The sequence below is a fragment of the Amycolatopsis sp. DSM 110486 genome (assembly GCF_019468465.1).
Taxonomy (GTDB): domain Bacteria; phylum Actinomycetota; class Actinomycetes; order Mycobacteriales; family Pseudonocardiaceae; genus Amycolatopsis.
Genome location: NZ_CP080519.1, coordinates 25,976 through 49,490, shown reverse-complemented (window position 1 = coordinate 49,490; position 23,515 = coordinate 25,976). Strand labels below are relative to the sequence as shown.

Genomic DNA, 23,515 nt, shown 5'->3' with positions numbered 1-23,515 from the left:
CGGAATGGGCGGTTCCGGCCGCCCGGGTACGGGTCCGGTGGCAAGATGCTCACGGGCGGGTGAAACGGTCCGGACACGCCGGTCCGGCCGGACGAGGGGACCAAGGGGAGCGGAACTGGTGGAGGACCACAAGATCGTCCAGCGGAACGTCGCGCTGCAGCGGGAGTGGTACGGCGAACCACTGGGTGATCGGGTGCGCAGACTGGTCGTCGCTTTCGACATCTCGCAGGCGTTCCTCGCGGAGGTCCTCGGCATCAGCGCCCCCATGCTCAGCCAGGTGATGAGCGGCCGGCGCGCCAAGATCGGCAACCCCGTGGTGCTGGCCCGCATGATCATGCTGGAGCGCAAGATCCTCGTGCCCGAGGTCGCGGCGGGCAACCGCGACGCGATGCAGGCGGCGCTGGAGGACGTGCGCGATTCGCGGCCCACGGTCGGGCGCGACAACATCCCGGTGGGTTCCGACGAGCGGCTCGTGCTCGCCGCGCTGCGCGAGGTCGCCGAGGAGGAGGACCTCACCGAGGCCGCGAAGCGCCTCGACGACGACTTCCCGATCCTCGCCGAGCTCCTGCGCCGCGCCGGGGCCAGCCACTAGACCCGTGCGACTGTTCACCGCGCTGCGCCCGCCGGTCGACGTCGTGGCCGCCGTGGCGCTGTCTCTGGGCGAGTCCCTCGGCGAACCCGGCCCCGGCCTGCGCTGGTCGGCGCCGGAGGACTGGCACGTCACGCTCGCGTACTACGGCGAAGCAGACCCGGACGAACGGACGGCCGAACTCGTCCCCGCACTGGCCGGCCGCCCGGCCGTCGACGTCCGGCTGACCGGCCCGGGAACATTTCCCGGCGTGCTGTGGTTGGGCGTTGTGGGGGATGGGCTGACGCGGCTCGCGGAAGCGGCCGGCGCGGACCAGGAGGAGCGTTCCTACCAGGCGCACCTCACGCTGGCGCGGTACCCGCGTGAACGGCGGGGCGCGGCCGAACCTTGGACGCGGCGGCTCGTCGGGTTCTCCAGTCGTAAGTGGACCGCCGGCGAGGTGGTGCTCATGGCCAGTGCCGGCACGGTCGGCCCGCGCTACCGGGAGCTGCGGACGTTCCCGCTGAGCGCCGCCGGAACGTGAACCGCGACTGAAGGCACTGATCACACGGCTGGTAACCTTGACAACCGGGTCCGGCTGCAGTCCGTGGCGGCCGAGACCGACTACCCGGCCGCGCAGCGCGGTACGGGCCCCACGGCACCGATTTCATGAGGAGCAACACCAGTGGCGCTGTCCACCGATGAGAAGAAGTCGATCCTGACCGAGTACGGCGTGCACGACTCGGACACCGGATCCCCCGAGGCCCAGGTCGCGCTGCTGACCAAGCGCATCGTCGGCCTCACCGAGCACCTCAAGGCTCACAAGCACGACCACCACTCGCGTCGCGGGCTCCTGCTGCTGGTCGGCCGTCGCCGCCGGCTGCTGAACTACGTGATGAAGGTGGACATCGAGCGCTACCGGTCGCTGATCCAGCGGCTCGGCCTGCGCCGATAGTGTGACCCGAGGGGGAGTGACCGGTCCGGTCGCTCCCCCTCGGTGCCAGAACAGAAGAAAAGAAGCGGCGCGAGCGCGCTGGAGGATCCGTCCGCCGGTCCTCGGTAGTGGTTTCCGGGTGAGAAGACCCGGGGACTTCGATCGAAGACCGGCCTCATTCCTCGAGCGTCCGCGGGCGAACCGGGTCCCAGGGTGGGAGACTCGCGCCGGACGTAGCACAAAAGAGGAGATACACCCTATGACCGACTCCACCGGAGTCACCGTGCACGAGACCGAAGCCGTGATCGACAACGGCCGGTTCGGCACCCGCACCGTGCGTTTCGAGACGGGCCGCCTGGCCAAGCAGGCCGCCGGCTCCGTCGTCGCGTACCTCGACGAAGAGACCATGCTGCTCTCGGCCACCACGGCGTCGAAGCACCCGAAGGACCACTTCGACTTCTTCCCGCTGACGGTGGACGTCGAGGAGCGCATGTACGCGGCCGGCCGCATCCCCGGCGCGTTCTTCCGCCGCGAGGGCCGTCCCTCGACCGACGCGATCCTGACCTGCCGCCTGATCGACCGGCCGCTGCGCCCGTCGTTCACCGACGGTCTCCGCAATGAGATCCAGGTCGTCATCACCGTCCAGAGCCTCAACCCGGACGACCCCTACGACGTGCTGGCCATCAATGCCGCATCGGCGTCGACCCAGATCGCCGGCCTGCCGTTCTCGGGCCCGGTCGGCGGCGTCCGCGTCGCCCTGATCGAGGACCAGTGGGTCGCGTTCCCGACCTGGTCGCAGCTCGCGAAGGCGACCTTCAACATGGTCGTCGCCGGTCGCATCGTCGGTGACGACGTCGCGATCATGATGGTCGAGGCCGAGGGCACCGAGAACACGCTCGACCTGATCGCCGACGGCGGCAAGGCGCCGGACGAGGTCTCGGTCGCCGAGGGCCTCGAGGCCGCCAAGCCGTTCATCAAGGTGCTGTGCGAGGCCCAGCAGAAGCTGGCCGACGTCGCCGCCAAGCCGACCGGCGAGTTCCCGGTCTTCCTGGCCTACGAGCAGGACGCCTTCGACGCCGTCGCCGCGATCGCGACCGACGATCTGGCGAACGCGCTCCAGATCGCCGGCAAGCAGGACCGCGACGCCGCGACCGACCAGGTCAAGGCCGCGGTGCTGGAGAAGGTCGGCATCGGCGAGGGCGAAGCCTTCGAGGGCCGCGAGAAGGAGATCGGCGCCGCGTTCAAGGCGCTGTCCAAGAAGGTCATGCGCAAGCGCGTCCTCACGGACAAGATCCGCATGGACGGCCGTGGCCTCACCGACATCCGGTCGCTCGCGGCCGAGGTCGCCGTGATCCCGCGGGCGCACGGTTCGGCACTCTTTGAGCGTGGAGAAACGCAGATCCTGGGCGTCACCACGCTGAACATGCTTCGCCTGGAGCAGCAGATCGACTCGCTGTCCCCGGAGACGCACAAGCGCTACATGCACCACTACAACTTCCCGCCGTTCTCCACCGGTGAGACCGGCCGCGTCGGTTCGCCGAAGCGGCGCGAGATCGGCCACGGCATGCTCGCCGAGCGCGCCCTCGTGCCGGTGCTGCCGAAGCGGGACGAGTTCCCGTACGCGATCCGCCAGGTCTCCGAGGCGCTGGGCTCCAACGGCTCGACCTCGATGGGCTCGGTCTGCGCGTCCACCATGGGTCTGTACAACGCCGGCGTGCCGCTGAAGGCGCCGGTCGCGGGCATCGCGATGGGCCTGATCTCGGACGAGGTCGACGGCGAGACGCGCTACGTCGCGCTGACCGACATCCTCGGTGCCGAGGACGCCATGGGCGACATGGACTTCAAGGTCGCCGGCACCAAGGACATCATCACCGCGCTGCAGCTCGACACGAAGCTCGACGGCATCCCGTCGGAGGTCCTCGCGGCCGCGCTGAAGCAGGCGAAGGACGCTCGTCTCACCATCCTGGAGGTCATCGCCGAGGCGATCGACGGCCCGGACGAGATGAGCCCGTTCGCCCCGCGCGTCACCAGCGTGAAGATCCCGGTGGACAAGATCGGCGAGGTCATCGGCCCGAAGGGCAAGATGATCAACTCGATCACCGAGCAGACCGGTGCCGACATCTCCATCGAGGACGACGGCACGATCTACGTGGGCGCGGCCGATGGCCCGTCGGCCGAGTCGGCGATCGACATGATCAACGCCATCGCCAACCCGCAGCTGCCGAAGGTCGGCGAGCGCTTCCTCGGCACCGTGGTGAAGACGGCCGCGTTCGGCGCGTTCGTCTCGCTGCTGCCGGGCAAGGATGGGCTCGTCCACATCTCGAAGCTGGGCAACGGCAAGCGGATCGCCAAGGTCGAGGACGTGGTCAACGTGGGCGACAAGCTCCGCGTCGAGATCGCCGACATCGACAACCGCGGCAAGATCAGCCTGATCGTGGTCAAGGAAGAGGACGCGGCCCCGGCCGAGGGCGCCGACAACGCTGACGCGGAGAACGCCGAAGCCAAGTAAGGCACGGTCTGGAGGAAAGCAGCACCGATCCGGCCAAAAGTAGGCGGGTACCGAACTGGACGTTGCCCTGTCTGGTGACCGTTCCCGCCGTGGCTGTGGCCGGATCGGTGCTCATCAGCACAGTGATCACCGATCCGGCCAAAAGTAGGCGGGTACCCAACTGGACGTTGCCCTGTCTGGTGACCGTTCCCGCCGTGGCTGTGGCCGGACCGGTGCTCATCAGCACAGTGATCACCGATCCGGCCAAAAGTAGGCGGGTACCCAACTGGACGTTGCCCTGTCTGGTGACCGTTCCCGCCGTGGCTGTGGCCGGATCGGTGCTCATCAGCACAGCTCTCCCGTCGAAGGCCTCCTCGCGGAAACGGCGCGAGGAGGCCTTCACGGCATCGTGAGTAAGGAACCCATGGCACGGCAGGTTTCCGGGCACGAGCAGCCCGTCGGCAGCACCCGCACGCTCGAGTCCACTCCGGACGGTGCGATCGTCAGGCGGAGCGTGCTCCCCGGCGGCCTGCGGGTGATCACCGAGTACGTCCCGGCGTCGCGCTCGGCCACGGTGGGGTTGTGGGTCGGCGTCGGTTCGCGCGACGAGCCGCTCGCCGTCGCGGGGGCCGCGCACTACCTGGAACACCTGCTGTTCAAGGGAACCGCCAACCGGGACGCTACGCAGATCGCCGAGGAGATCGACGCCGTCGGCGGTGAGTTCAACGCGTTCACGGCCAAGGAACACACCTGCTACTACGCGCAGGTGCTCGACGCCGACCTGCCGCTGGCCATGGACCTCGTGACCGACGTGGTGTTCGAGGCGCTGTGCACCGACCGCGACATGGACACCGAGCGCAGCGTGGTGCTCGAAGAGATCGCGATGCGCGACGACGACCCCGAGGACCTGCTGCACGAGACGTTCGTGGGCGCGATCCTCGGCGAGCACCCGCTCGGCCGGCCGGTGCTGGGCACCGAGAAGTCCATCACGGAGATGTCGCCCATGGCGTTGCGCGGCTTCTACAAGCGCCGCTACACGATGCCGCGGATGGTGCTCGCGGTCGCCGGGAACATCGAGCACAACCAGGTGCTTCGCCTGGTGCGCAAGGCTTTGGGTGATCGGCTCAACGGCGCGGGCGTCCCGGTGCCGCCGCGGGCGGGCCGCGCGCGCATCCAGACCGTGCCGAAGCTGGCGCTGCACACCGACGACACCGAGCAGGCCCACGTGATGCTCGGGATGCGCTCGCTGCCGCGCCACGACGAGCGCCGCTTCGCGCTGTCGGTGCTCAACGCGGCGCTGGGCGGCGGCATGAGCTCGCGGCTGTTCCAGGAGATCCGGGAGCGGCGCGGGCTCGCCTACCAGGTGTACTCGTCGGTGGCGAGCTACGCCGACACCGGGCACATGGCCGTGTACGCGGGCTGCCAGCCGGAGCGGCTCGGGCAGGTCGCGGGCGTGATCCGCGAGGTGCTCGACGGCGTCGCCGCCGACGGGCTGACCGACGCCGAGGTGGCGCGAGCCAAGGGGCAGCTGCGCGGCGGATTGGTGCTGGGCCTGGAGGACACGTCGTCGCGCATGTCGCGCATCGGCAAGAACGAGCTGAACTACGGCCGTTACCTGGGTGTCGACGACACCGTGGCCCGGGTGGACGAGGTGACGACCGAAGAGGTGTGTGCGCTGGCTCGCACTCTGCTGCGCCGCCCCGGTGGGGTGTCGTCGGCGGCGGTCGTGGGGCCGTACGCTCACGCCGACGACCTGCCGGACGATCTGCACGAGGTGATCGCGTCATGACCGACTCCCTGATCCGCGTCGGCGTGCTGGGCGCGCGCGGCCGCATGGGTGCGACGGTGGTGAACGCCGTCGAAGGCGCCGCCGACCTGAAGCTGGTGGCCGCGCTCGACGCCGGAGACGACTTCGCGCCGCTGGGCGAGGCCCAGGTGGTGGTGGACTTCACCCACCCCGACGCCGTGATGGACAACCTGCGGTACTTGATCGAGCACGACCTGCACGCCGTGGTCGGCACGACCGGGTTCAGCGAGGAGCGGCTGGCGGAGGTGCGTTCGCTGCTCGCCGGGAAGCCTTCGCTGGGCGTACTGGTCGCGCCGAACTTCGCGCTGGGCGCGGTGCTGGCGATGCGCTTCGCGGCTCAGGCGGCGCGGTTCTACGCGTCGGCCGAGATCATCGAGCTGCACCACAACCGCAAGGCCGACGCACCGTCGGGCACCGCTTCGCACACCGCGCGCATGATCGGCGAGGCGCGCCGGGCCGCCGGCCTGGAACCGGGTCCGGACGCCACGACGTCCGAACTGGACGGTGCCCGCGGGGCGCGGGTTTCGGAGGTTCCGGTGCACTCCGTGCGCCTGCCGGGATTGGTGGCGCACGAGGAGATCCTGTTCGGCGGCGAGGGGGAGACCCTGACCATCCGGCACGACTCGCTGGACCGCACGTCGTTCATGCCCGGGGTGCTGCTGGGTGTGCGTTCGGTGGTGTCGCGCCCCGGCCTCACGGTCGGCCTGGAGAACGTGCTCGACCTGTGAGGGCCCGCAACATCGCGCTGCTGCTGACCGCCGCGCTGGTCGTGTACCTGGTCCTGCTGGCGGACCGGGCCGTGGCGCTGTTCGCCACCGGTTCGCCCGCGGGCATCGCGCTCGGCGTGGGCGTGTTCGTGCTGCCGCTGCTGGGCGTGTGGATCGTGGTGGCCACCTGGCGTTCCGGCCTGCAGATCCAGCGCCTCTCCCGTCGCCTCGACGCGGAGGGCGCGCTGCCCGACGTGTCCGACCTCCCGCGCCGCCCGTCCGGCCGCGTCGACCGCACCGCCGCCGACACCTGGTTCGACGCCCGCCGCGAGGAAGTCCAGGCCAACTCCGAGGACTGGCGCGCGTGGTACCGCCTCGCCTACGCCTACGACATCGCGGGCGACCGCCGCCGCGCCCGGGCGACGATGCGCAAGGCAGTGGAACTGGAAGCCGCCGACCGCTGAAAAGCAGGGGTCGCCGCGGAACAGGGGTTGCCGTTCCGCGGCGTCCGTGCGGGTCGACGATGCAGCGATGACCCGGCCGCCGAGTGGCTCAGTGCATCCAGCCCGCGAGCAGCGCCGGCGACGCCGCCAGCAGGCTGAACCGCACCCAGCGGCCCGCGAGCCCCGCGGCCAGGAACGTGACCAGCCGCATCCGCACCATGCCGGCGAGCACGCTCGTCGCCATGAAGGGCGGGAGGCCGATGAGCGAGCTGACGCCGTAGGTGCCCGCCATCCAGTGCGGGTGGCGCTGGCAGCGTTCGCGCAGGGCTTCGATCTTGGCGCGCAGCACCTTGGTGCGCCGGTGCCAGCGGTCGCGGCGGGCGCTGGGCAGGCGTTCGCGGTGGAGGCGGTTGTGGAGGCGGTCGTGCAAAAACGGCGGGAGTCGGATGGAGCCGCGCGCGGCGAGGTAGTACAGCAGCTTGCCGGCGATCTGGCCGACGGCGACGGCCGCGCCGAGCCACAGCCAGTGCACGTCGTGCTGGCTGGCGCAGAGGCCGACCACGAACAGCTCCGCGTTCACGACCGGCACGATCGCCGAGCCGAACGCGACGCCGAGCGTCACGAGCAACCAGCCCATCGTGCCTCCCCCCTGAAGTGAACCGCCCGAAGTGATCCTCGTCATTCGAGGCTAGCAGTCGTCACGAAAAGGTCACGGGGGCTAACCCCCCTATTCCGGCGGGTGCTGACCCCAGAAGATCACCTGGACGTTCGGTTCAGGACACCTCCACCTGCCACCATTCGGGCGTGACCGACGTGCCCTTCGCCGATCGCTTCGCCGGGCTCTGCGCGGCCGTCGTCCGAGTCCTGCCCTTCGGGCTTTCGCGTCTCGTCGCGCCGAGCTTCCTCGGGTTCGTGATCATCAACGGGTTCACGTTCGGCGTCGACCTCGGGCTGCTGACGGTGTTCCACAGCAGCCTCGGCTGGCCGGTGTGGTTGGCGATCAGCGCGTCCTACGTACTCGCGTTCGCGCTCAGCTTCGTGCTCAACCGCGCGCTGAACTTCCGCTCGCACGCGCCCGTCGGGCGCCAGGCGGTGCTGTACGTGGTGGCGATCGGGGTGAACTACGCGGCGTTCCTGCTGGGCGTCGGCGCCGGGCTCGCCGCACTGGGCATGGAGTATCACCTGTCGCGGCTGATCGCGGGGGCGTGCGAGGGCGTGTTCATGTACTCGGTGATGCGCTGGGTCGTCTTCGCGAAGCGCGAAGAGCCCGCCGTCAGTGCGTGAGGTCCAGCTGCAACGTGCCGGTGAGGCGCACTTCGCGCAACGTGCCGCGGCCCGTGTCGAGGGTGCGCACGGTCCCGTCGGGCGCCCAGCCCGCGCGCCGGTAGAACCCGAGCGTCGGGTGGTCCGACTGCGCGACCCACGTGACGCCGCGGTCGAGCCCGTCTGAGCGCAGGTCGGCGGCGGCCGTGCCGAGCAGCCGACCGGCGTGCCCGCGGCGGCCCCAGCGCGGCTCGACGACGAGCGTCGCGATCAGCGCGGTGGTGGCGGCGTCGGGCGGGGCGGTGCCGTCAGCGGTGGCGATCTCGTCGGCGGGCGCGGGGCCGGCCACGCAGTAGCCGACGGTGAACTCGCCTTCCACCGCGAGGTAGACCCGCGTGGCGGGGAACTCGATGGTCTCGGCCCACGTGCCTTCGAGGTCGGCGGCGTCGAGCGCGTCGATGGCCTCGGCGCCCAGCAGGTCGGTGTAGGCCGCCCGCCAGGTGAGGCGCTGGATGCGGGCGATCTCCGCGGCGTCGGACAGGCTCGCGGGACGGACTTCGGCGGCACTCACGCGGGGGAATCTACCGCCCGCCGTCGCGGAAACTGTCGGGGGCGGCTGGCACGATGGACCGACCATGCAGACGATCAGCCTTCAAGCGGCCCGCCGCACGGCGCTGGCCGCGCAGGGGTTCGCCGACGCGCGCCCCGCCGCGCCGCCCACCCGCCGGCACCTGGCCAAGGTGCTTTCGCGTGTCCAGCTGCTGCAGCTGGACTCAGTCAACGTCGCCGTCCGCGCGCACTACATGCCCGTGTTCTCGCGCCTGGGCGCCTACGACCAGGCCCTCGTCGACGACGCCGCCTGGACCGGCACCGCGCGCAAACCGCGGATGCTCGTCGAGTCGTGGGCTCACGAAGCGAGCCTGCTGCCCGTCGAAGACTGGCCGCTCCTGCGCTCCGGCGCCAAACGCGACGGCTGGTGGCGCAACTACACCCGCGTCGTCGACACCGTGCCGGGCCTGATCGACGACGTGCTCGCCATCGTCAAGGAACACGGCCCCATCGGCGCGGGCGCCATCGAGAAGGTGCTCGAAGCGGAGGTCGCCGGCCGTGGGCCCGGCGCGTGGTGGGAACGCTCGGTGGTGAAGAAGGCGTGCGAGTACCTGTTCGGCCTCGGCCGCCTGTCCACGGGCACGCGCCGGTCGTTCGAGCGGCTCTACGACCTGACCGAACGCGTGGTGCCGCCGGAGATCCTTTCCCGGCAGGTGTCGGCCGAGGAGGGTGCCCGTGGCCTGATCGACCGCTCCGCGCGTGCTCTCGGCGTGGCCACGGAGACCGACCTGCGCGACTACTACCGGCTCGGCCCGGACGTCGCGCGCCAGGCCGTCGCCGAACTGGTCGAAGCGGGCACCCTGGAACCCGTCCAGGTCCGCGACTGGCGCGGCATCGCCTACCGGCACACGGCCGCCCGCACCCCGCGCGCGGTGACCGGGCGGGCCCTGCTGTGCCCGTTCGACCCGCTCATCTGGGAACGCGCCCGCACCGAGCGGCTCTTCGGCTTCCGCTACCGCATCGAGATCTACGTGCCGGAACCCAAGCGGCTCTACGGCTACTACGTCTTCCCGTTCCTGCTCGACGGTTCGCTGGCCGCCCGCGTGGACCTCAAGTCCGACCGCGCCGCCGGCGTGCTGCGCGTGCAGGGCTCCTTCGCCGAGGAGGGCGCCGACGTGCCGCGGGTCGCCGACGAGCTGGCGGGGGAGCTGGCGCACATGGCGCAGTGGCTCGGGTTGGACGGCGTGGCGGTGGGCCCGCGCGGTGACCTGGCGGGGCCGTTGTCGCGCGCGGTGCGCTGAGCGACGCTTGAACGCGTTGCGGCGCAGGGAGTTCGCGCCGGAACAGGTGGGCGGACGAGAAGCGGTGGGCCGGACGCTGCTCACCGGGCGGCACGGCCGGTTCCGGCGACCTGGCGACCTGGTGGTGCGGTTGTCACGCGTATTGCGGGGGGTCAGACTCGAACGCCTTGCCGGGCGGGTGCTTCGCGCGGCGGAGCCTGCGTGTCGCACGAAGCCTCACGCCTGACCACGGGTGTGCACCCTGGCGGAAGAGCCGGTTTCATGGGCATGGCGGTGCTCTTGGCGCGGGTGGTGCGCCGAGCTGGCCTGAATGCGTTGCCGGGCAAGGGTCTCGCGCGGGAGTTGCCGTCCGGCGAGATGTGGCGGGCCGGAGCGGATTCCTGCCGCAGGGGAGCTGGGCACCTGGCGGGAAAGTCGATGTTCGGCGGCGGAGTGCCTGGTGTGCCGAAAGCGCGTTCACCGAGCCAGAATTCCTTGCTGCACAAGGGTTTCGTGCCGGACAGGCTGTGGATACGAAGCGGCGGGCCGGACCGGATGCCTCGGTCCGGCCCGCCGCCTCCCCCTTAGCCGGCCGCGCGGGTCACCACCGCGTTGCCGGTGCCGGTGCGGGCGCGGACGCGCAGGGTGGTGCCCGCTTCGGGCGGCACGTCGGACACGTCCAGCTCGCTGTGGACGCGGCCCGCGGACGAGGCGAGCTCGACTTCGGCCGCGACGCCGCGGCGGATGCCCACGCGGACTTCGCCGGAGCCGGTGATCAGATCGACCGAGCCGGAGGCCGCTTCGGCGACGGAGAGGTCGCCGCTGCCGGTGCGGGCCATGACTTCGCCCGCGACGGAGCCGAGCCAGACGTTGCCGGTGCCCGTGGCGAGAGTCGCGGAGCCCGAGACGGACGCCGCCTCCACCGAGCCGCTGCCGGTGCGCAGCTGGAGGCCGGCGGGCGTCGGGCCGAGCTTCACGCGGCCCGTGCCGGTGCGCACGGTGGCGGCGCCGTCGGCCTGTTCCAGGGTGACCTCGCCGGAGCCGGTGAGGATGTCGGCGCGCCCGGCGGTGCCGGTGACCGTGACGTCGGCGGCGCCGGCGCGGACCTCCACGTGGGAGCCCTTCGGCGCGTGCACGGTGACGGCCACCGGCACGTTCCGCAGCTGCCACTCCTTCGCCGCCCGCACCATGAGCCGGTTGCCGGTCTTCTCGATGCGCGCCTGGCGCACCGCGTCGGCCGGCGAGGCGTCCGCGGTCACGCCCAGCTGGTCGCCGAAGCGCTCGCCGACCCACGACAGCAGGTTGTTCACACCACTGACCCACGGTGGCTGCTCGCCGACGTCGTGCCGCAGGTCGACCCGCGCGCCGGACTCGCGGTCCAGCACCAGCTCCACGCGGCCGATCGTCACGCCGACGTCGAGCTCCAGCGGGCCGTCGGCCTCGAACTCCTGTGAACGCGCCAGCGGATCGTCCGAAGTGGACGAACCAAAGTCAGCCGCGGCGACAGCCTCCTCCGCCGCACCAGCGACGGCTTCCTCGGCGGCTTCGTCCCGATTGGAATTTTCTTCACTCATCGTCGCTTCCGCCTTCTAGCTCTGGACCCAGCCGTGCAGCTTGGTCTCCGAGCGGCCGCCCTGGTGGTGCCGCTGCTGGTGGTGCTGCGCCTGGCCGAGCGCCCCCTGCACGGCCTGGGCGACGAACGTGTTGAGCGAGACCCCCTGCGCGGCCGCCGCCTGCTCGGCCTGGCTCTTGATCTGTTCCACGAGCCGCAGCGTGATGCGCGAGATGTCTCCGCCGTCGATGGGCGGGGGCGGCGTGCGCGCCTGGTCCGTCCGGGCCGGTTCGCCGGGCTCGGGTGCGCCGGTCACGACCACGCGCACGTCGCGGCCGTCGAGCCGGACGTCCACGACCTGGCCCGGCAGGGCGGCGGTCACCTCGGCGGCGAGGTCGGCCAGCGCGTTCATCAACGTGAGCCGGGCCGAGGGTTCGAGTGCGGACGAAAGGAGAGCGGCCGTGCGCCGGGTCTGCTCGTCCCCGGCGGAGGCCGTGTTCGCGAGGTCTTCGCGAAGGTTCGCGATGTACGGCGTCAGGTCCATGACACCACTATGACGTCACATGTGACGTCAGTCAAGGACGTCGTGACATCAAGTGGTGTCACGCCGGTGTCGAACACACAAGCGGTTAGAGTGCGGGCCGGGAGCCGCAAGCCGGAGAGGGAGTGCTGACGTGGTCGAGACCGTGTCGCCCAGAGTGCAACTGGTCGCGAAAACGGAGTTCTTCCCGCCGGAGGACGTGCCGTGGACGACGGACGCCGACGGGGGACAGGCCCTGGCCGAGTTCGCCGGGCGCGCCTGCTACCAGTCGTGGAAGAAGCCGAATCCGAAGACGGCCACCAACGCCGGGTACATCGACCACATCATCGAGGTCGGCCACCTTTCCGTGCTGGAGCACGGATCCGTGAGCTTCTACATCACCGGCATCTCGCGCTCGCTCACCCACGAGCTCATCCGCCACCGCCACTTCTCCTACTCGCAGCTCTCACAGCGCTACGTTCCCGAGCGTGACGCGGCCTTCGTCGAGCCCGACGTGATCGCGAACGACCCCGAACTGCACGAGAAGTTCCTCAAGGCCGCGCAGGCGAGCGCCGACGCCTACACCGAGCTGCTCGCCGGGCTCGAGGAGAAGTTCGCCGACGCGCCGAGCGCCACGCTGCGCCGCAAGCAGGCTCGCCAGGCCGCTCGCTCCGTGCTCCCGAACGCCACCGAGACGCGCATCGTCGTCACCGGCAACTACCGCGCCTGGCGCCACTTCGTGGCCATGCGCGCCACCGAGCACGCCGACGTCGAGATCCGCGCGCTGGCCATCGAGTGCCTGCGGGAGCTGCAGAAGGCCGCGGGCAACGTGTTCGCCGACTTCACCATCTCCACCCTGCCCGACGGCACCGAGGTCGCCTCGAGCCCGAAGGTGCTCGAAGGCTGATGAAACGACTCGCGATCGACGTCCGCCCGGGCGATTACTCGGTGGTGCGCCTGCCCGCCGACGCACCGGTGCCCGCAGACCTGCTCGACCCCGCCGAGCCCGCGCTCGTGTCCGTCACCCGCACGCCGGAGGAGCTTTCGGTGATCTGCCCGACGGGCCGCGAGCCCTCGGGTGGCGTCGTCGAGCACGGCTGGCGCCTGATGAGCGTGCGCGGCCCGCTGGAGTTCACGCTCACCGGCGTGATCTCGGCGCTGGCCTCGGAACTTGCTGCCGCCGGCGTCGCGCTGTTCTCACTGTCCACTTTCGACACCGACCACATCCTCGTGCGCGCCGCGGAGCTCGACCGCGCGGTGAAGGCGTTCCGCGACGCCGGCCACGAGGTCGGCCTGCCCGCCTGAGCAGACTCACGACGACGGCCCTCCGCCCGCAAGGCGGAGGGCCGTCGTTGTCCGATACGGCCAACCGGCTGGTGGCCGAGCACACCCTTGCCCTGGAAAGTTCGGCGTGCCTAAACTTCGAGTTGGGACACCCGATAGATGGAGGGCGACGAGATGGCAGTGGCGGAAGCGGTCCGACCCAGGCGGCTCGCCCGCCTGCGTGCGGGCTCGGCTCTGCTCGGTCCGGCGTTCGTCGCCGCCGTGGCGTACGTGGATCCGGGCAACGTCGCGTCCAACATCAGCGCGGGCGCGCGGTTCGGGTACCTGCTGGTGTGGGTGATCGTCGCGGCGAACCTGATGGCCGTGCTGGTGCAGTACCTGTCGGCGAAGCTCGGCCTGGTCACGGGCCGTTCGCTGCCCGAGGCGCTGCGCGAGCGGCTGCCGCGCTCGGCGCGGCTGGCGTACTGGGCGCAGGCCGAGGTGGTCGCCGTGGCGACGGACCTGGCCGAGGTCGTCGGGGGCGCCATCGCGCTGAACCTGCTGTTCGACCTGCCGCTCGTGGTCGGCGGCCTGATCACCGGCTTCGTGTCGCTGACGTTGCTCGCGGTGCAGGACCGCGGCGGCCAGCGCCCGTTCGAACGTGTCGTGACGGGTCTGCTCGCCGTGATCGCCATAGGCTTCCTGGCGAGCCTGTTCGTGGAGCCGCCCTCGGCGTCGGGGATCGCGAGCGGGCTCGTGCCGCGCTTCGATGGCGCCGACAGCGTGCTGATCGCCGCCGCGATGCTCGGCGCCACCGTGATGCCGCACGCGGTCTACCTGCACTCCGGGCTCGTCCGCGACCGCCACGGCACGCCTGCGCCCGAGAAGCGGCGACGCCTGCTTCGTGCGACCCGCTACGACGTCGGCCTCGCGATGCTCCTCGCCGGCGCGGTCAACCTCGGCATGCTGCTGCTCGCCGCCACGAACCTGCAAGGCCTGCCCGGCGTCGACTCGATCGAGGGCGCGCACGGAGCCGTCGCCACAGCGCTCGGCCCGACGGTGGCGCTGCTGTTCGCGATCGGGTTGCTGGCCTCGGGCCTCGCGTCCACGTCGGTCGGCGCCTACGCGGGCGCGATGATCATGCAAGGCTTGCTGCGCAAGAAGTTCCCGATCCTCGTGCGCCGGCTCGTCACGCTCACGCCGGCGATCCTGGTGCTCGCGCTGGGCGCCGACCCGAGTGCGGCGCTGGTGGTGTCGCAGGTGGTGCTGTCGTTCGGCATCCCGTTCGCGCTCGTGCCGCTGATCCGTCTCACGTCGGACGCGCAGCTCATGGGCACCGACGTGAACCGCCGGATCACCACCGTGCTGGCGTGGTGCGTCGCGGCCGTGATCATCACGCTCAACATCGCGCTCATCTACCTCACCGTCGCGGGCTGAAACCGGGGCTGAAACCCGAAGGAACCGGCTTGGGCCTCGCGCGGTCCGACTAGCATCTGCGCGACCCCGAACGAGGAGCCCGGCCCCGTGACCGACGAACAGACGCGTCCGTACGACCCGACTCGCCCGGCGCCCGGGCCGCGGCTCGTCGCCGGCCGCTACCTGCTGCTGGGTGAGCTCGGCCGCGGCGGCATGGGCGTGGTGTGGCGCGCGCAGGACCAGGTGATCGGCCGCCAGGTGGCCATCAAGGAACTGCGGCTGCCGGACACGGAGGGCCAAGCCGTGTTCTCCGAACGCGTGCTGCGTGAGGTTCGCACCGGCGGGCGGCTCAACGACCCGGCCGTGGTCACGGTCTACGACATCATCACCGACAACGGCACCACGTTCATCGTGATGGAGCTCGTCGAGGCCCCGACGCTGGCCGACCTCGTGCGCCGCCAGGGCCCGATGCCTGCCGCGCACGTCGCGGTGATCGGCGACCGCGTGCTCGCCGCGCTGCAGGCCGCGCACGCCGCCGGGATCGTGCACCGCGACGTGAAGCCCGCCAACATCATGGTCGCGCCCGACGGCCGCGTGAAGCTCACCGACTTCGGCATCGCGCACGCCATCGACGACCCACGCCTCACCACGAGCGGCGTGATCGTGGGCTCGCCGGCGTTCATGGCGCCTGAACGCGTCGAGGGCCGCGAGGCCATGCCCGAGTCGGACCTGTGGTCACTCGGCGCGACGCTGTTCTTCGCCGTGGAGGGCATCGTCGCGTTCGAACGGCCGACCACGGCCGCGACGCTGCACGCGATCATGACCGAGGTCCCGTACCTCACCCGCGGCCAGGGCCCGCTCGCCGCGGCGATCCTCGGGCTGCTGGTGACCAAGCCGGAGGCGCGGCTCACGGCCCCGCAGACCCGGAACCTGCTCGCCACCGCGGCCGGTCAGCCGCCCACGCCGCCGTCGGGCAGCACCGCTCCGGCACTCGGCACCGCCCCGACGCGGGTCGCCGCGCCGCCGAAGGGCTCGCGCCGCGGCCGGTGGCTCGCCGGCGCCGCCGTGCTCGTCGTCGCCGCGCTGGTCGGCGGCTTCTTCCTCGGCAAACCCGTGTGGACGCCGAAGGTCGACCCGCAGCTGCAGCCCACCGTCACCTACGGCCCCGACGGCTTTCTCAAGACGCAGATCGGCCTGTCCTACCGCTGCTTCAACGCGGCAGTGCAGCAGGGTGTCGTCATCGGCGACGACAACAGCGCGACGTGCGAGAAAAGCCACACCCTCGAGGTCTACGACGTCGGTGACATCCTGCCGACCGAGAACTACAGCAGCGACGGCGCGCAGGTCGCCGCCTACCCCGGTCTCGAGTCCGTGACCCGGCTCGCCGAGGCGCGCTGCGCGGCGTCGTTCCACTCGTCGGTGGTGCCGGAAAACCAGCGGGCAGGCCTGACCTACCAGGCGATCGTGCCCACCCAGCGCCAGTGGGAGCTCGCGCCGCCCAACGACTACAGCCAGCCCAGCCGAGAGTTCTACTGCGTGCTCGCGAAGCCCGGCAACGCCCAGATCCCGGCGCAGATCACCACTAAGATCAAGTGACCGGGGCGAGATGTTCCGCCCGGCGCCCGCCCGGCCGGGAAAATCTCCGATCTTCACCAGGTCGGGCCCGGGTTCACCCGTTCGACGAGGTACCGTCAACACCATGTCCACTCCACCTACCGCCGCGCCCGGACGCCCGTTCGGCCGCGTGCTCACCGCGATGGCCACGCCCTTCGACAGCGACGGCGCGCTGGACCTGAAGCGGGCCCAGGAGCTCGCCGAGCACCTCGTGGAGCTGGGCAACGACGGGCTGGTCCTGAACGGCACCACCGGCGAGAGCCCGACCACGAGCGACGAGGAGAAGACGGCGCTGATCCGCGCCGTCGTCGAGGCCGTCGGCGACCGGGCCACCGTGGTGGCGGGCGCCGGCACCAACAACACCGCGCACAGCGTCGAGCAGGCCCGTGCCGCCGCCGAGGCGGGCGCCCACGGCCTGCTCGTGGTCACGCCGTACTACTCGCGACCCAGCCAGGCCGGCCTGTTCGCGCACTTCACCACGGTCGCCGACGCCACCGACCTGCCGGTGATGCTCTACGACATCCCGCCGCGCTCGATCGTGCCCATCGAGGTCGACACGCTGCTGCGGCTGGCCGAGCACCCGCGGATCGCCGCGGTGAAGGACGCCAAGGGCGATCTCATCGCCGGCTCCGAGGTGATCGCCAATACGCACCTGGCCTACTACTCGGGCGACGACGGCCTGAACCTGCCGTGGATCGCCGTCGGCGGCGTCGGTGTGGTCAGCGTGATCGGCCACGTGGTGGCCGGGCGCATCCGCGCGATGATCGAGGCCTACGAGAGCGGCGACACCTCCACCGCGCGCACCAACCACCGCGCCATGCTGCCGGTGATGCGGGCGATGTCGCGCGTCGGCGGCGTCGCGTTCGCCAAGGCGTCGCTGCGGCTGCGCGGCTTCGACATCGGCGACCCGCGGCTGCCCGTCGTGCCCGCCACGGAGGAGCAAAGTGCCCTGATCGCGGCCGATCTCGCCCAGGGCGGCGTGCCGCTGGGCGACAGCGCGGCCCAGGACTGGCATGGTGCACGGGTGGCACAAGCGGATTCCCAGGCGGCCTACGTCGCCCCCACCTCACACACCAGCGTTGGGACCTTGCCCCGGTGAGCTCACTTCCCCCCGGACCCGGACCCACGAACCTCCCGCCCGCCCTTCCCGAAGGCGCCTTGCGCGTCGTCGCGCTGGGCGGCATCGGCGAGGTCGGACGAAACATGACCGTCTTCGAGTACGACGGCAGGTTCCTGATCGTCGACTGCGGCGTGCTCTTCCCCGAGGACGACCAGCCCGGTGTCGACTTGATCCTGCCCGACTTCCGGGCGATCGAGGAGCGGCTCGACGACATCGACGGCCTCGTGCTCACCCACGGGCACGAGGACCACATCGGCGCCGTCCCGTTCCTGCTGCGGCTGCGGCCCGACCTGCCGATCTACGGCTCGCGCTTCACCAACGCGCTGCTCGCGGCCAAGGCCAAGGAGCACCGTCAGCGGCCGAACCTCATCGAGGTGCGCGAAGGCGAGCGGCGCAAGGTCGGCGCGTTCGACCTCGAGTTCTTCGCCGTGAACCACTCGATCCCCGACGCGCTCGCGGTCGCCATCCGCACGCCCGCCGGGGTCGTGCTGCACACCGGTGACATCAAGCTCGACCAGCTGCCGCTCGACGGGCGCCTCACCGACCTCGCGGGGTTCTCTCGCCTGGGCGACGAGGGCGTGGACCTGTTCTGCGTCGACTCCACCAACGCCGAGGTGCCCGGGTTCGTCATGCCCGAACGCGACATCGGCCCGGTGCTCGACGACGTGATCCGGCGGGTCGACCAGCGCGTGATCGTCGCGTGCTTCGCGAGCCACGTGCACCGCGTGCAGCAGGTGCTGGACGCCGCGGTGCGGCACGGTCGCCGGGTCGCGTTCGTGGGCCGCTCGATGGTCCGCAACATGGGCATCGCGGCCGAGCTGAAGCTGCTCGAGGTGCCGGATGGCCTGCTCGTGGACCTCGACCAGGCGAGCACGCTGCCCGAGAGCAAGGTCCTGTTCGTCTCGACCGGTTCGCAGGGCGAGCCGCTCTCGGCGCTCTCGCGCATGGCGCGTGGCGAGCACCGGCAGATCTCGATCCGCGCGGGCGACACCGTGGTGCTCGCCAGCTCGATGATCCCGGGCAACGAGACCGCCGTGTTCGGCGTGGTCAACGGCCTGACCCGGCTCGGCGCCAACGTGGTGCACCAGGGCAACGCCAAGGTCCACGTGTCCGGGCACGCGTCGGCCGGCGAGCTGCTCTACCTGTACAACGCGGTGCGCCCGAGCAACGTGATGCCGGTGCACGGCGAGTGGAAGCACCTGCGCGCCAACGGCGAGCTGGCCATCCGCACGGGTGTGTCGCCCGACAACGTGGTGATCGCCGAGGACGGCGTGGTCGTGGACCTCGTCGACGGCAAGGCTTCGCGGACTGGCCGCGTCGAGGTTGGCCACGTGTACGTGGACGGCCTTTCGGTGGGCGACGTCGGCGAGTCGACGCTGTCCGACCGGCTGGTGCTCGGCGAGGGCGGGTTCATCTCGATCAGCGTCGCCGTCGACTCCAGCACGGGCCGCGCGGTCAGCAGCCCGACGGTGTCGGGGCGCGGCTTCTCCGACGACCCGAAGGCGCTCGACGCCGTGGTGCCGCTCGTGGAAATGGAGCTGGCGCGCACGGAGGCCGAGGGCATCACCGACACCCACCGCATCGCGCAGGCGGTGCGCCGGGTCGTCGGGCGCTGGGTCGCCGACACCTACCGGCGCCGGCCGATGATCGTCCCGACGGTCATCCCGGTCTGAGTTCTCGCGTCAACGGCCGCCGCCGCTCTCCTCGTCAGGGGAGCGGCGGCGGTTGTTTTGTCAGCGCTGCCGGCCGGGTTTTTCAGCGGGTGATGGCGGCGATCAGCAGTGCGAAGGCGACGACGGCGCCCTGGCGGGCGAGTGCGTTGCGGGCCCGGCGCTGCTCGGACTTGTTCGGTGTGGTCACGGCTGCCCCCGTTTCTCGTGGTCGGTCCCATGGTCGCTCGTGCGGCGGCCCGGCACATCCCGCGTGAGGCGGGTCCTGGCTCCCCCTCAGGTACGAGTCCGGCTTTGAACCGTTCGTCCTACAGCTTCGGGCCGTGGCGGCGTTAATCTGCTTTGAGCAGGAGGGTTGCGCCGATGGGGCGTCATTCGAGCGTACGGGGACGAAGCCGGCTGCTGGTGCCGCTGGCCGTCTGCGTGCTGCTCGTGCTCGGCGGAGCGGTGTGGGTCGCGGCCGCGCTGGAGACCCGGTGCGCGCGGGGGCACGTCCTGGTGTCGGCTTCGCCCGACATCGCCCCGGTGCTTTCCCAGGTGGCGCAAGGACTTTCAGCGAGGTGCCAATCGTACGAGATCCGTCCGCGCGATGCCGCGCAGGCCGTGGCGGAGCTTTCTGCGCCCGGCGGGGAGCGGGCGCAGGTCTGGGTGCCGGACTCGACGATCGCGTTGCAGCGGGCGCGGCAGCTCGGCGCGACGGACGTGCCGGAGTCGGGACCGTCGGTCGCAAGCTCCCCGGTGGTGCTGGCCGTGGCGGAAGGCGCCGCGCGCGGCCTCGGCTGGCCGGGGCGCACGCTGACCTGGACCGACGTCGTCGGCGCGCCGGACGCCGTGCTCACCATCCCGGACCCGGCTCGCGACGCGGTGGGCACCTCGGCGCTGGTCGGGTTGCGTGCCGAGGTGGGCTCGGCACCGGACCCGGCGGGGGCCCTCGCGGCGGTGCTGCGGCGGTTCACCGTCGGCGACGGCGGGGGAGCGACGGCGTATCCGGCTTCGGAGAGCTCCGTGGTGCAGCACAACGCTGCTTCCGGGGCTTCGCCGCTGGTGGCGGTGTATTCGGCCGGTGCGCCCGCGCTGGACTACCCGTTCGCGCGGCTGACCGGCACCGGCGGCGGTGGCGCGCAGAGCGCTGCCGTCGACGCGTTGCAGCAGGCGATGCTGGGCGGCGCGGCAACGGCGGCCCTCGGGCGGGCCGGCCTGCGCGTGCCCGGGCAGGCCCTGGCCGGGCACGAGGACGACCCGCACGTGCAGGCGGCCGCGCAGCGCAGCGCGCCCGTGCCGTCGGGCGCCGATCTCAAGGTGCTGCTCACCCAGTGGGCGGGCGTGAACCTCGACGCGCGCGCGGAGGTGCTGCTGGACGTCTCGGGCTCGATGGAGGCACGTGTGCGGGGCACGAACCTGAACCGGATGCAGGTGACCGTGGCCGCCGCCGAGCAGGCGCTGCACCTGTTCCGGCCCTCGACGCAGGTGCGGATCTGGGAGTTCGCCACGAGGCTCGACGGGACCAAGGACTACCGCGAGGTGCTTCCCCTCGCGCCTGTCGCGCAGCACCTCACGCCAGGTGACGTCGCGCGGCTCACCGCGGTGCGCGCCATCCCGAAAGCGGGCACCGGCCTCTACGACTCCGTGCTCGACGTCTACGCCCTCGCCCGCCGTGACTGGCAGCCCGGCGTGCTCAACGTCGTGATCGTGATGACCGACGGCCGCAACGAGGACACGTCCGGCATCACCCGCGACGCGTTCCTGGCCGGCCTCACCCGCCTCGCCGACCCGGCGCACCCGCTGCCGGTGATCGCGATCGGCATCGGCGAGGACGCCGACGGGACCGAGCTGTCCGCCATCACCGCGATCACCGGCGGCGGCGCGTACGTGACGCGCGACCCGGCGAAGATCGGCGAGGTGTTCTACGCGGCGCTGGCCCAGCTCGTGGCGCGCTAGGCCGGGTCTCTCGGCGGACGGAGACCGTCGACGATGACCGTGACGACGGTGCCGGCCCGCGGCTCCCACTCCGCCTCGGGGATCCGCGACAACGCGCCCAAGAGCAGGATGACGTCGGCGGCATCGACCCCGCCACGAACCTGACCAGCGGCTTTCCCGCGATCGAGCAGCGTGCCGAGCGCTTCGTCGAGCCGGTGGTGCTGGCCGGAGTACAGGTCGTGCCACGCCGAGGCCTCGATCGCCGCCATGACCCCGCGTTTGACGCGCGCGTACTCGACCAGCCGGTGCAGCCAGTGGGTCAGGGCCATCAGCGGCGGGTGCTCGGCCAGCAACGGCGGCACGGCCTCGACGAGCTGGGTCAGCTCGTGGCGGTACACCTCCGCCAGCAGGTGCTCGCGGGTGGGGAAGTGCCGGTAGAGCGTGCCCTGGCCCACGCCCGCGGCCTTCGCGACCCCGTGGAGCTTGAGGTCGTCGATCGCTCCGTTGGACCTGCTCAGCTCGGCCCGCGCCGCCTCGACGATGCGGTCCCGGTTGGCCACCGCGTCGGACCGCAGCTCACGGCTCGCCATCGGCGTCACCTCGCTTCCGTTCGACTAAGTGGACAAGTGTCCGGTACGGTGGGAGCCGTAAGCGGACAGTTGTCAGTTTAGGGCGGAGAGGTCGAGATGAGCACAGTGGAGGGCAAGGTCGTCGCCATCACCGGCGCGAGCAGCGGGATCGGGGAGGCGACGGCGCTGGAACTGGCGACCCGCGGTGCGGCCGTGGTGCTGGGCGCGCGGCGCACCGACCGGCTGGCGGTGCTCGTGGCGCGGATCCGGGCCACGGGCGGGCGCGCGGAGATGCTGGACGTCGACGTGACAAAGCGGGCCGATCTCGAGCGGCTGGTGGCACTGGCCGTGGACCGGTTCGGCCGGCTCGACGTGCTGGTGGCCAACGCCGGCGTCGCGCGGATCGCCCCGGTGGGCGATCTCGACGTGGACAGCTGGGACGCGATGATCGACGTCAACCTGCGCGGGGTCCTGCACGGCATCGCTGCCGCGCTGCCGGTGTTCCGCGAGCAGGGCAGCGGGCACCTCGTGACCACCGTGTCGACGTCGGGCCTCAAGATCGTGCCGGCGCAGGCCGTGTACGCGGGGACCAAGAATGCCGTGCGTACGCTGCTCGAGGCGCTGCGCCAGGAGTCCACCGACGGCGTGCTGCGGACGACCTCCATCTCGCCGGGGTACGTCCGCACGGAGCTCGTCGACTACGTCGAGGATCCCGGGCAGCGGGCGCAGGCCCAGGAAGCCATGGCGGCGCTGGGCATCGCGCCCGAGGCCGTGGCGCGGGCCATCGCGTTCGCGATCGAGCAGCCGGACGACGTCGAGATCGGCGACCTGACCATCCGGCCCGCCCGGCAGGGTTAGGTCACGCCTTTCGAAAACCGTTGCACCACATACGCTCCGCCGAGCAGGATCGCCGCGCCGAGGGCCTGGGGCCACGCCAGCGCCTCGCCGAGCAGCGCCCACGCGAAGGCCGTCGCCGTGACGGGTTCGAGGAGGCCGAGCACGCTGGCGACCGAGGCGGGCAGGTGGCGCAGCGCCGTGATGCCGAGCAGGTAGGACAGCACGGTCGAGAGCAGCACCAGCAACGTCAGCAGCAGCCAGATCGGGGGCGTCCACGGGCCGAACTCCACAGCGTGGTCCAGCAGTGACCACGGGATCGTCCACGGTGGACTGACCACGGACACGATCACGGCGCCGATGACCATGCCCCACGTCACCAAGCCGAGGGGATCGCGGTCGGCGACGGCGCGTTCGCCGATGAGGAAGTAGCCGGCGGAGCACACCGCGGCGCCCAGGCCGGCGAGGACGCCGATCGCGTCGAGGGTGAGGCCCTGCCAGACCTGGCCGACGAGCGCGAGGCCGGCGATGGCGAGCCCGATGCCCGCCCACATGGCGCGCGGCAGGTGCGTGCGGCGGACCACGCGCACCCACAGCGCGATCAGCACGGGGGAGAGGAACTCGAGCAGGATCGCGATGCCCACGGGCACGCGGTCGGCGGCGATGAAGTACGCGAGCTGCGTGCCGGCGACGCCGAGCAGCCCGTACGCGAGCAGCATCGGCCACTCGCCGCGGCGGACCTTGAGCGTGCGCGGCGCGATGGCGGCCGTGCCGGCGAGAAGAAGGAGGCCAGCGAAGCCGATGCGGAACGTCGCGACCTGCTCCGGCGTCATCCCGGCGGCCATCGCGGGCTTGCCGAGCGTGCCCGACGTGCTGAAGAACAGCGCGGCGAGCAGCACGAACGCCACCCCGCGGCCGCGGTGCGCGACGCGGGGTGGCGCGAGGACGGGCAGTTCGGTGGTCACGCTCGTCGACAGTACGACTTTCGCGTCACCACCGAA

Annotated in this window: 24 protein-coding genes; 18 read left to right on the top strand and 6 right to left on the bottom strand. The window is 71.5% G+C overall.

All coding sequences use genetic code 11. From position 1 onward, the window contains the following. Nucleotides 1-118: 118 nt before the first annotated feature. The 8 genes from K1T34_RS00240 to K1T34_RS00205 all read left to right on the top strand — a co-directional run bounded on the left by K1T34_RS00240 (nt 119) and on the right by K1T34_RS00205 (nt 6,968). Nucleotides 119-592: a helix-turn-helix transcriptional regulator gene (locus K1T34_RS00240; protein ID WP_220242298.1), complete on the top strand. Its 474-nt coding sequence runs from the start codon at nt 119-121 to the stop codon at nt 590-592. A 4-nt stretch (nt 593-596) separates the two neighbouring features. After that, on the top strand, nt 597-1,112 hold the full coding sequence (gene thpR, locus K1T34_RS00235) for an RNA 2',3'-cyclic phosphodiesterase (protein WP_220242297.1): 516 nt from the start codon (nt 597-599) through the stop codon (nt 1,110-1,112). A gap of 141 nt (nt 1,113-1,253) precedes the next feature. After that, nucleotides 1,254-1,523, top strand: coding sequence for a 30S ribosomal protein S15 (rpsO, locus tag K1T34_RS00230; RefSeq protein ID WP_220242296.1), 270 nt, complete (start codon nt 1,254-1,256; stop codon nt 1,521-1,523). A 238-nt stretch (nt 1,524-1,761) separates the two neighbouring features. Next, nucleotides 1,762-4,011 carry a polyribonucleotide nucleotidyltransferase gene (locus K1T34_RS00225; protein ID WP_220242295.1) on the top strand — a complete coding sequence of 750 codons (2,250 nt, stop codon included), beginning with the start codon at nt 1,762-1,764 and terminating at the stop codon, nt 4,009-4,011. 74 nt (nt 4,012-4,085) lie between these two features. Then, nucleotides 4,086-4,403, top strand: coding sequence for a hypothetical protein (locus K1T34_RS00220; protein WP_220242294.1), 318 nt, complete (start codon nt 4,086-4,088; stop codon nt 4,401-4,403). An 11-nt stretch (nt 4,404-4,414) separates the two neighbouring features. Beyond that, nucleotides 4,415-5,779: a pitrilysin family protein gene (locus K1T34_RS00215; RefSeq protein WP_220246902.1), complete on the top strand. Its 1,365-nt coding sequence runs from the start codon at nt 4,415-4,417 to the stop codon at nt 5,777-5,779. Further along, complete coding sequence (dapB, locus tag K1T34_RS00210; protein WP_220242293.1) at nt 5,776-6,525, top strand: 4-hydroxy-tetrahydrodipicolinate reductase; 750 nt, start codon at nt 5,776-5,778, stop codon at nt 6,523-6,525. The genes K1T34_RS00215 and dapB overlap by 4 nt, the downstream gene beginning before the upstream one ends. Next, entirely contained in the window at nt 6,522-6,968 is a 447-nt protein-coding gene (locus tag K1T34_RS00205) for a tetratricopeptide repeat protein (protein ID WP_220242292.1), read from the top strand. The genes dapB and K1T34_RS00205 overlap by 4 nt, the downstream gene beginning before the upstream one ends. Nucleotides 6,969-7,056: 88 nt before the next feature. On the opposite strand, the gene K1T34_RS00200 is transcribed toward K1T34_RS00205, so the two are convergent. After that, nucleotides 7,057-7,584 carry a hypothetical protein gene (locus tag K1T34_RS00200; RefSeq protein ID WP_220242291.1) on the bottom strand — a complete coding sequence of 176 codons (528 nt, stop codon included), beginning with the start codon at nt 7,582-7,584 and terminating at the stop codon, nt 7,057-7,059. A gap of 167 nt (nt 7,585-7,751) precedes the next feature. On the opposite strand from K1T34_RS00200, the gene K1T34_RS00195 reads away from it, so the two are divergent. Further along, complete coding sequence (locus K1T34_RS00195) at nt 7,752-8,231, top strand: GtrA family protein (protein WP_220242290.1); 480 nt, start codon at nt 7,752-7,754, stop codon at nt 8,229-8,231. Here the strand turns inward: K1T34_RS00195 and K1T34_RS00190 are convergent. Continuing rightward, the gene (locus tag K1T34_RS00190; protein ID WP_220242289.1) at nt 8,221-8,781 is read right to left on the bottom strand and encodes a GNAT family N-acetyltransferase; all 561 of its coding nucleotides are present in this window, start codon (nt 8,779-8,781) and stop codon (nt 8,221-8,223) included. The two genes, K1T34_RS00195 and K1T34_RS00190, sit on opposite strands and share 11 nt — an antisense overlap. A 64-nt stretch (nt 8,782-8,845) precedes the next feature. Here K1T34_RS00190 and K1T34_RS00185 point away from each other — a divergent pair, with 64 nt between their 5' ends. Next, entirely contained in the window at nt 8,846-10,060 is a 1,215-nt protein-coding gene (locus tag K1T34_RS00185; protein ID WP_220242288.1) for a winged helix-turn-helix domain-containing protein, read from the top strand. Between the two features lie 563 nt (nt 10,061-10,623). Here the strand turns inward: K1T34_RS00185 and K1T34_RS00180 are convergent. Together K1T34_RS00180 and K1T34_RS00175 are read right to left on the bottom strand one after the other, a co-directional pair. Beyond that, nucleotides 10,624-11,613, bottom strand: a complete 990-nt coding sequence (locus K1T34_RS00180) for a DUF4097 family beta strand repeat-containing protein (protein WP_220242287.1) — start codon at nt 11,611-11,613, stop codon at nt 10,624-10,626. 15 nt (nt 11,614-11,628) lie between these two features. Next, complete coding sequence (locus K1T34_RS00175; protein ID WP_220242286.1) at nt 11,629-12,135, bottom strand: toxin-antitoxin system HicB family antitoxin; 507 nt, start codon at nt 12,133-12,135, stop codon at nt 11,629-11,631. Nucleotides 12,136-12,265: 130 nt separating this feature from the next. Between K1T34_RS00175 and thyX the strand changes: the two genes are divergently transcribed. The 7 genes from thyX to K1T34_RS00140 all read left to right on the top strand — a co-directional run bounded on the left by thyX (nt 12,266) and on the right by K1T34_RS00140 (nt 21,132). Beyond that, nucleotides 12,266-13,018, top strand: coding sequence for an FAD-dependent thymidylate synthase (gene thyX, locus K1T34_RS00170; RefSeq protein ID WP_220242285.1), 753 nt, complete (start codon nt 12,266-12,268; stop codon nt 13,016-13,018). Next, on the top strand, nt 13,018-13,416 hold the full coding sequence (locus K1T34_RS00165; protein ID WP_220242284.1) for an ACT domain-containing protein: 399 nt from the start codon (nt 13,018-13,020) through the stop codon (nt 13,414-13,416). Before thyX ends, K1T34_RS00165 begins: the two co-directional genes overlap by 1 nt. A gap of 153 nt (nt 13,417-13,569) precedes the next feature. Then, the gene (locus K1T34_RS00160; protein WP_220242283.1) at nt 13,570-14,811 is read left to right on the top strand and encodes an Nramp family divalent metal transporter; all 1,242 of its coding nucleotides are present in this window, start codon (nt 13,570-13,572) and stop codon (nt 14,809-14,811) included. Nucleotides 14,812-14,898: 87 nt separating this feature from the next. Next, a complete protein-coding gene (locus tag K1T34_RS00155; RefSeq protein WP_220242282.1) occupies nt 14,899-16,386 on the top strand; it encodes a serine/threonine-protein kinase in 1,488 nt (495 codons plus the stop codon). A gap of 103 nt (nt 16,387-16,489) precedes the next feature. Then, entirely contained in the window at nt 16,490-17,503 is a 1,014-nt protein-coding gene (dapA, locus tag K1T34_RS00150) for a 4-hydroxy-tetrahydrodipicolinate synthase (RefSeq protein ID WP_220242281.1), read from the top strand. Next, nucleotides 17,500-19,197 carry a ribonuclease J gene (locus K1T34_RS00145; RefSeq protein WP_220242280.1) on the top strand — a complete coding sequence of 566 codons (1,698 nt, stop codon included), beginning with the start codon at nt 17,500-17,502 and terminating at the stop codon, nt 19,195-19,197. Before dapA ends, K1T34_RS00145 begins: the two co-directional genes overlap by 4 nt. Before the next feature lie 360 nt (nt 19,198-19,557). Further along, nucleotides 19,558-21,132 (top strand): substrate-binding domain-containing protein, encoded by a 1,575-nt coding sequence (locus tag K1T34_RS00140; RefSeq protein WP_220242279.1) that lies wholly within the window; start codon nt 19,558-19,560, stop codon nt 21,130-21,132. Here K1T34_RS00140 and K1T34_RS00135 read toward each other — a convergent pair. After that, nucleotides 21,129-21,701, bottom strand: a complete 573-nt coding sequence (locus tag K1T34_RS00135; RefSeq protein WP_220242278.1) for a TetR/AcrR family transcriptional regulator — start codon at nt 21,699-21,701, stop codon at nt 21,129-21,131. The two genes, K1T34_RS00140 and K1T34_RS00135, sit on opposite strands and share 4 nt — an antisense overlap. Nucleotides 21,702-21,797: 96 nt before the next feature. Between K1T34_RS00135 and K1T34_RS00130 the strand changes: the two genes are divergently transcribed. Then, nucleotides 21,798-22,538 carry an SDR family oxidoreductase gene (locus tag K1T34_RS00130; RefSeq protein WP_220242277.1) on the top strand — a complete coding sequence of 247 codons (741 nt, stop codon included), beginning with the start codon at nt 21,798-21,800 and terminating at the stop codon, nt 22,536-22,538. Here K1T34_RS00130 and K1T34_RS00125 read toward each other — a convergent pair. Next, complete coding sequence (locus K1T34_RS00125) at nt 22,535-23,479, bottom strand: DMT family transporter (RefSeq protein ID WP_220242276.1); 945 nt, start codon at nt 23,477-23,479, stop codon at nt 22,535-22,537. The two genes, K1T34_RS00130 and K1T34_RS00125, sit on opposite strands and share 4 nt — an antisense overlap. Between the last annotated feature and the right edge of the window lie 36 nt (nt 23,480-23,515).

Coding starts and splice junctions, on each gene's coding strand:
- K1T34_RS00225 (WP_220242295.1), top strand. CDS start 1,762: ATGACCGACTCCACCGGAGTCACCGTGCACGAGACCGAAGCCGTGATC.
- K1T34_RS00215 (WP_220246902.1), top strand. CDS start 4,415: ATGGCACGGCAGGTTTCCGGGCACGAGCAGCCCGTCGGCAGCACCCGC.
- dapB (WP_220242293.1), top strand. CDS start 5,776: ATGACCGACTCCCTGATCCGCGTCGGCGTGCTGGGCGCGCGCGGCCGC.
- K1T34_RS00200 (WP_220242291.1), bottom strand. CDS start 7,584: ATGGGCTGGTTGCTCGTGACGCTCGGCGTCGCGTTCGGCTCGGCGATC.
- K1T34_RS00185 (WP_220242288.1), top strand. CDS start 8,846: ATGCAGACGATCAGCCTTCAAGCGGCCCGCCGCACGGCGCTGGCCGCG.
- K1T34_RS00180 (WP_220242287.1), bottom strand. CDS start 11,613: ATGAGTGAAGAAAATTCCAATCGGGACGAAGCCGCCGAGGAAGCCGTC.
- K1T34_RS00175 (WP_220242286.1), bottom strand. CDS start 12,135: ATGGACCTGACGCCGTACATCGCGAACCTTCGCGAAGACCTCGCGAAC.
- K1T34_RS00165 (WP_220242284.1), top strand. CDS start 13,018: ATGAAACGACTCGCGATCGACGTCCGCCCGGGCGATTACTCGGTGGTG.
- K1T34_RS00160 (WP_220242283.1), top strand. CDS start 13,570: ATGGCAGTGGCGGAAGCGGTCCGACCCAGGCGGCTCGCCCGCCTGCGT.
- dapA (WP_220242281.1), top strand. CDS start 16,490: ATGTCCACTCCACCTACCGCCGCGCCCGGACGCCCGTTCGGCCGCGTG.
- K1T34_RS00140 (WP_220242279.1), top strand. CDS start 19,558: ATGGGGCGTCATTCGAGCGTACGGGGACGAAGCCGGCTGCTGGTGCCG.
- K1T34_RS00135 (WP_220242278.1), bottom strand. CDS start 21,701: ATGGCGAGCCGTGAGCTGCGGTCCGACGCGGTGGCCAACCGGGACCGC.
- K1T34_RS00130 (WP_220242277.1), top strand. CDS start 21,798: ATGAGCACAGTGGAGGGCAAGGTCGTCGCCATCACCGGCGCGAGCAGC.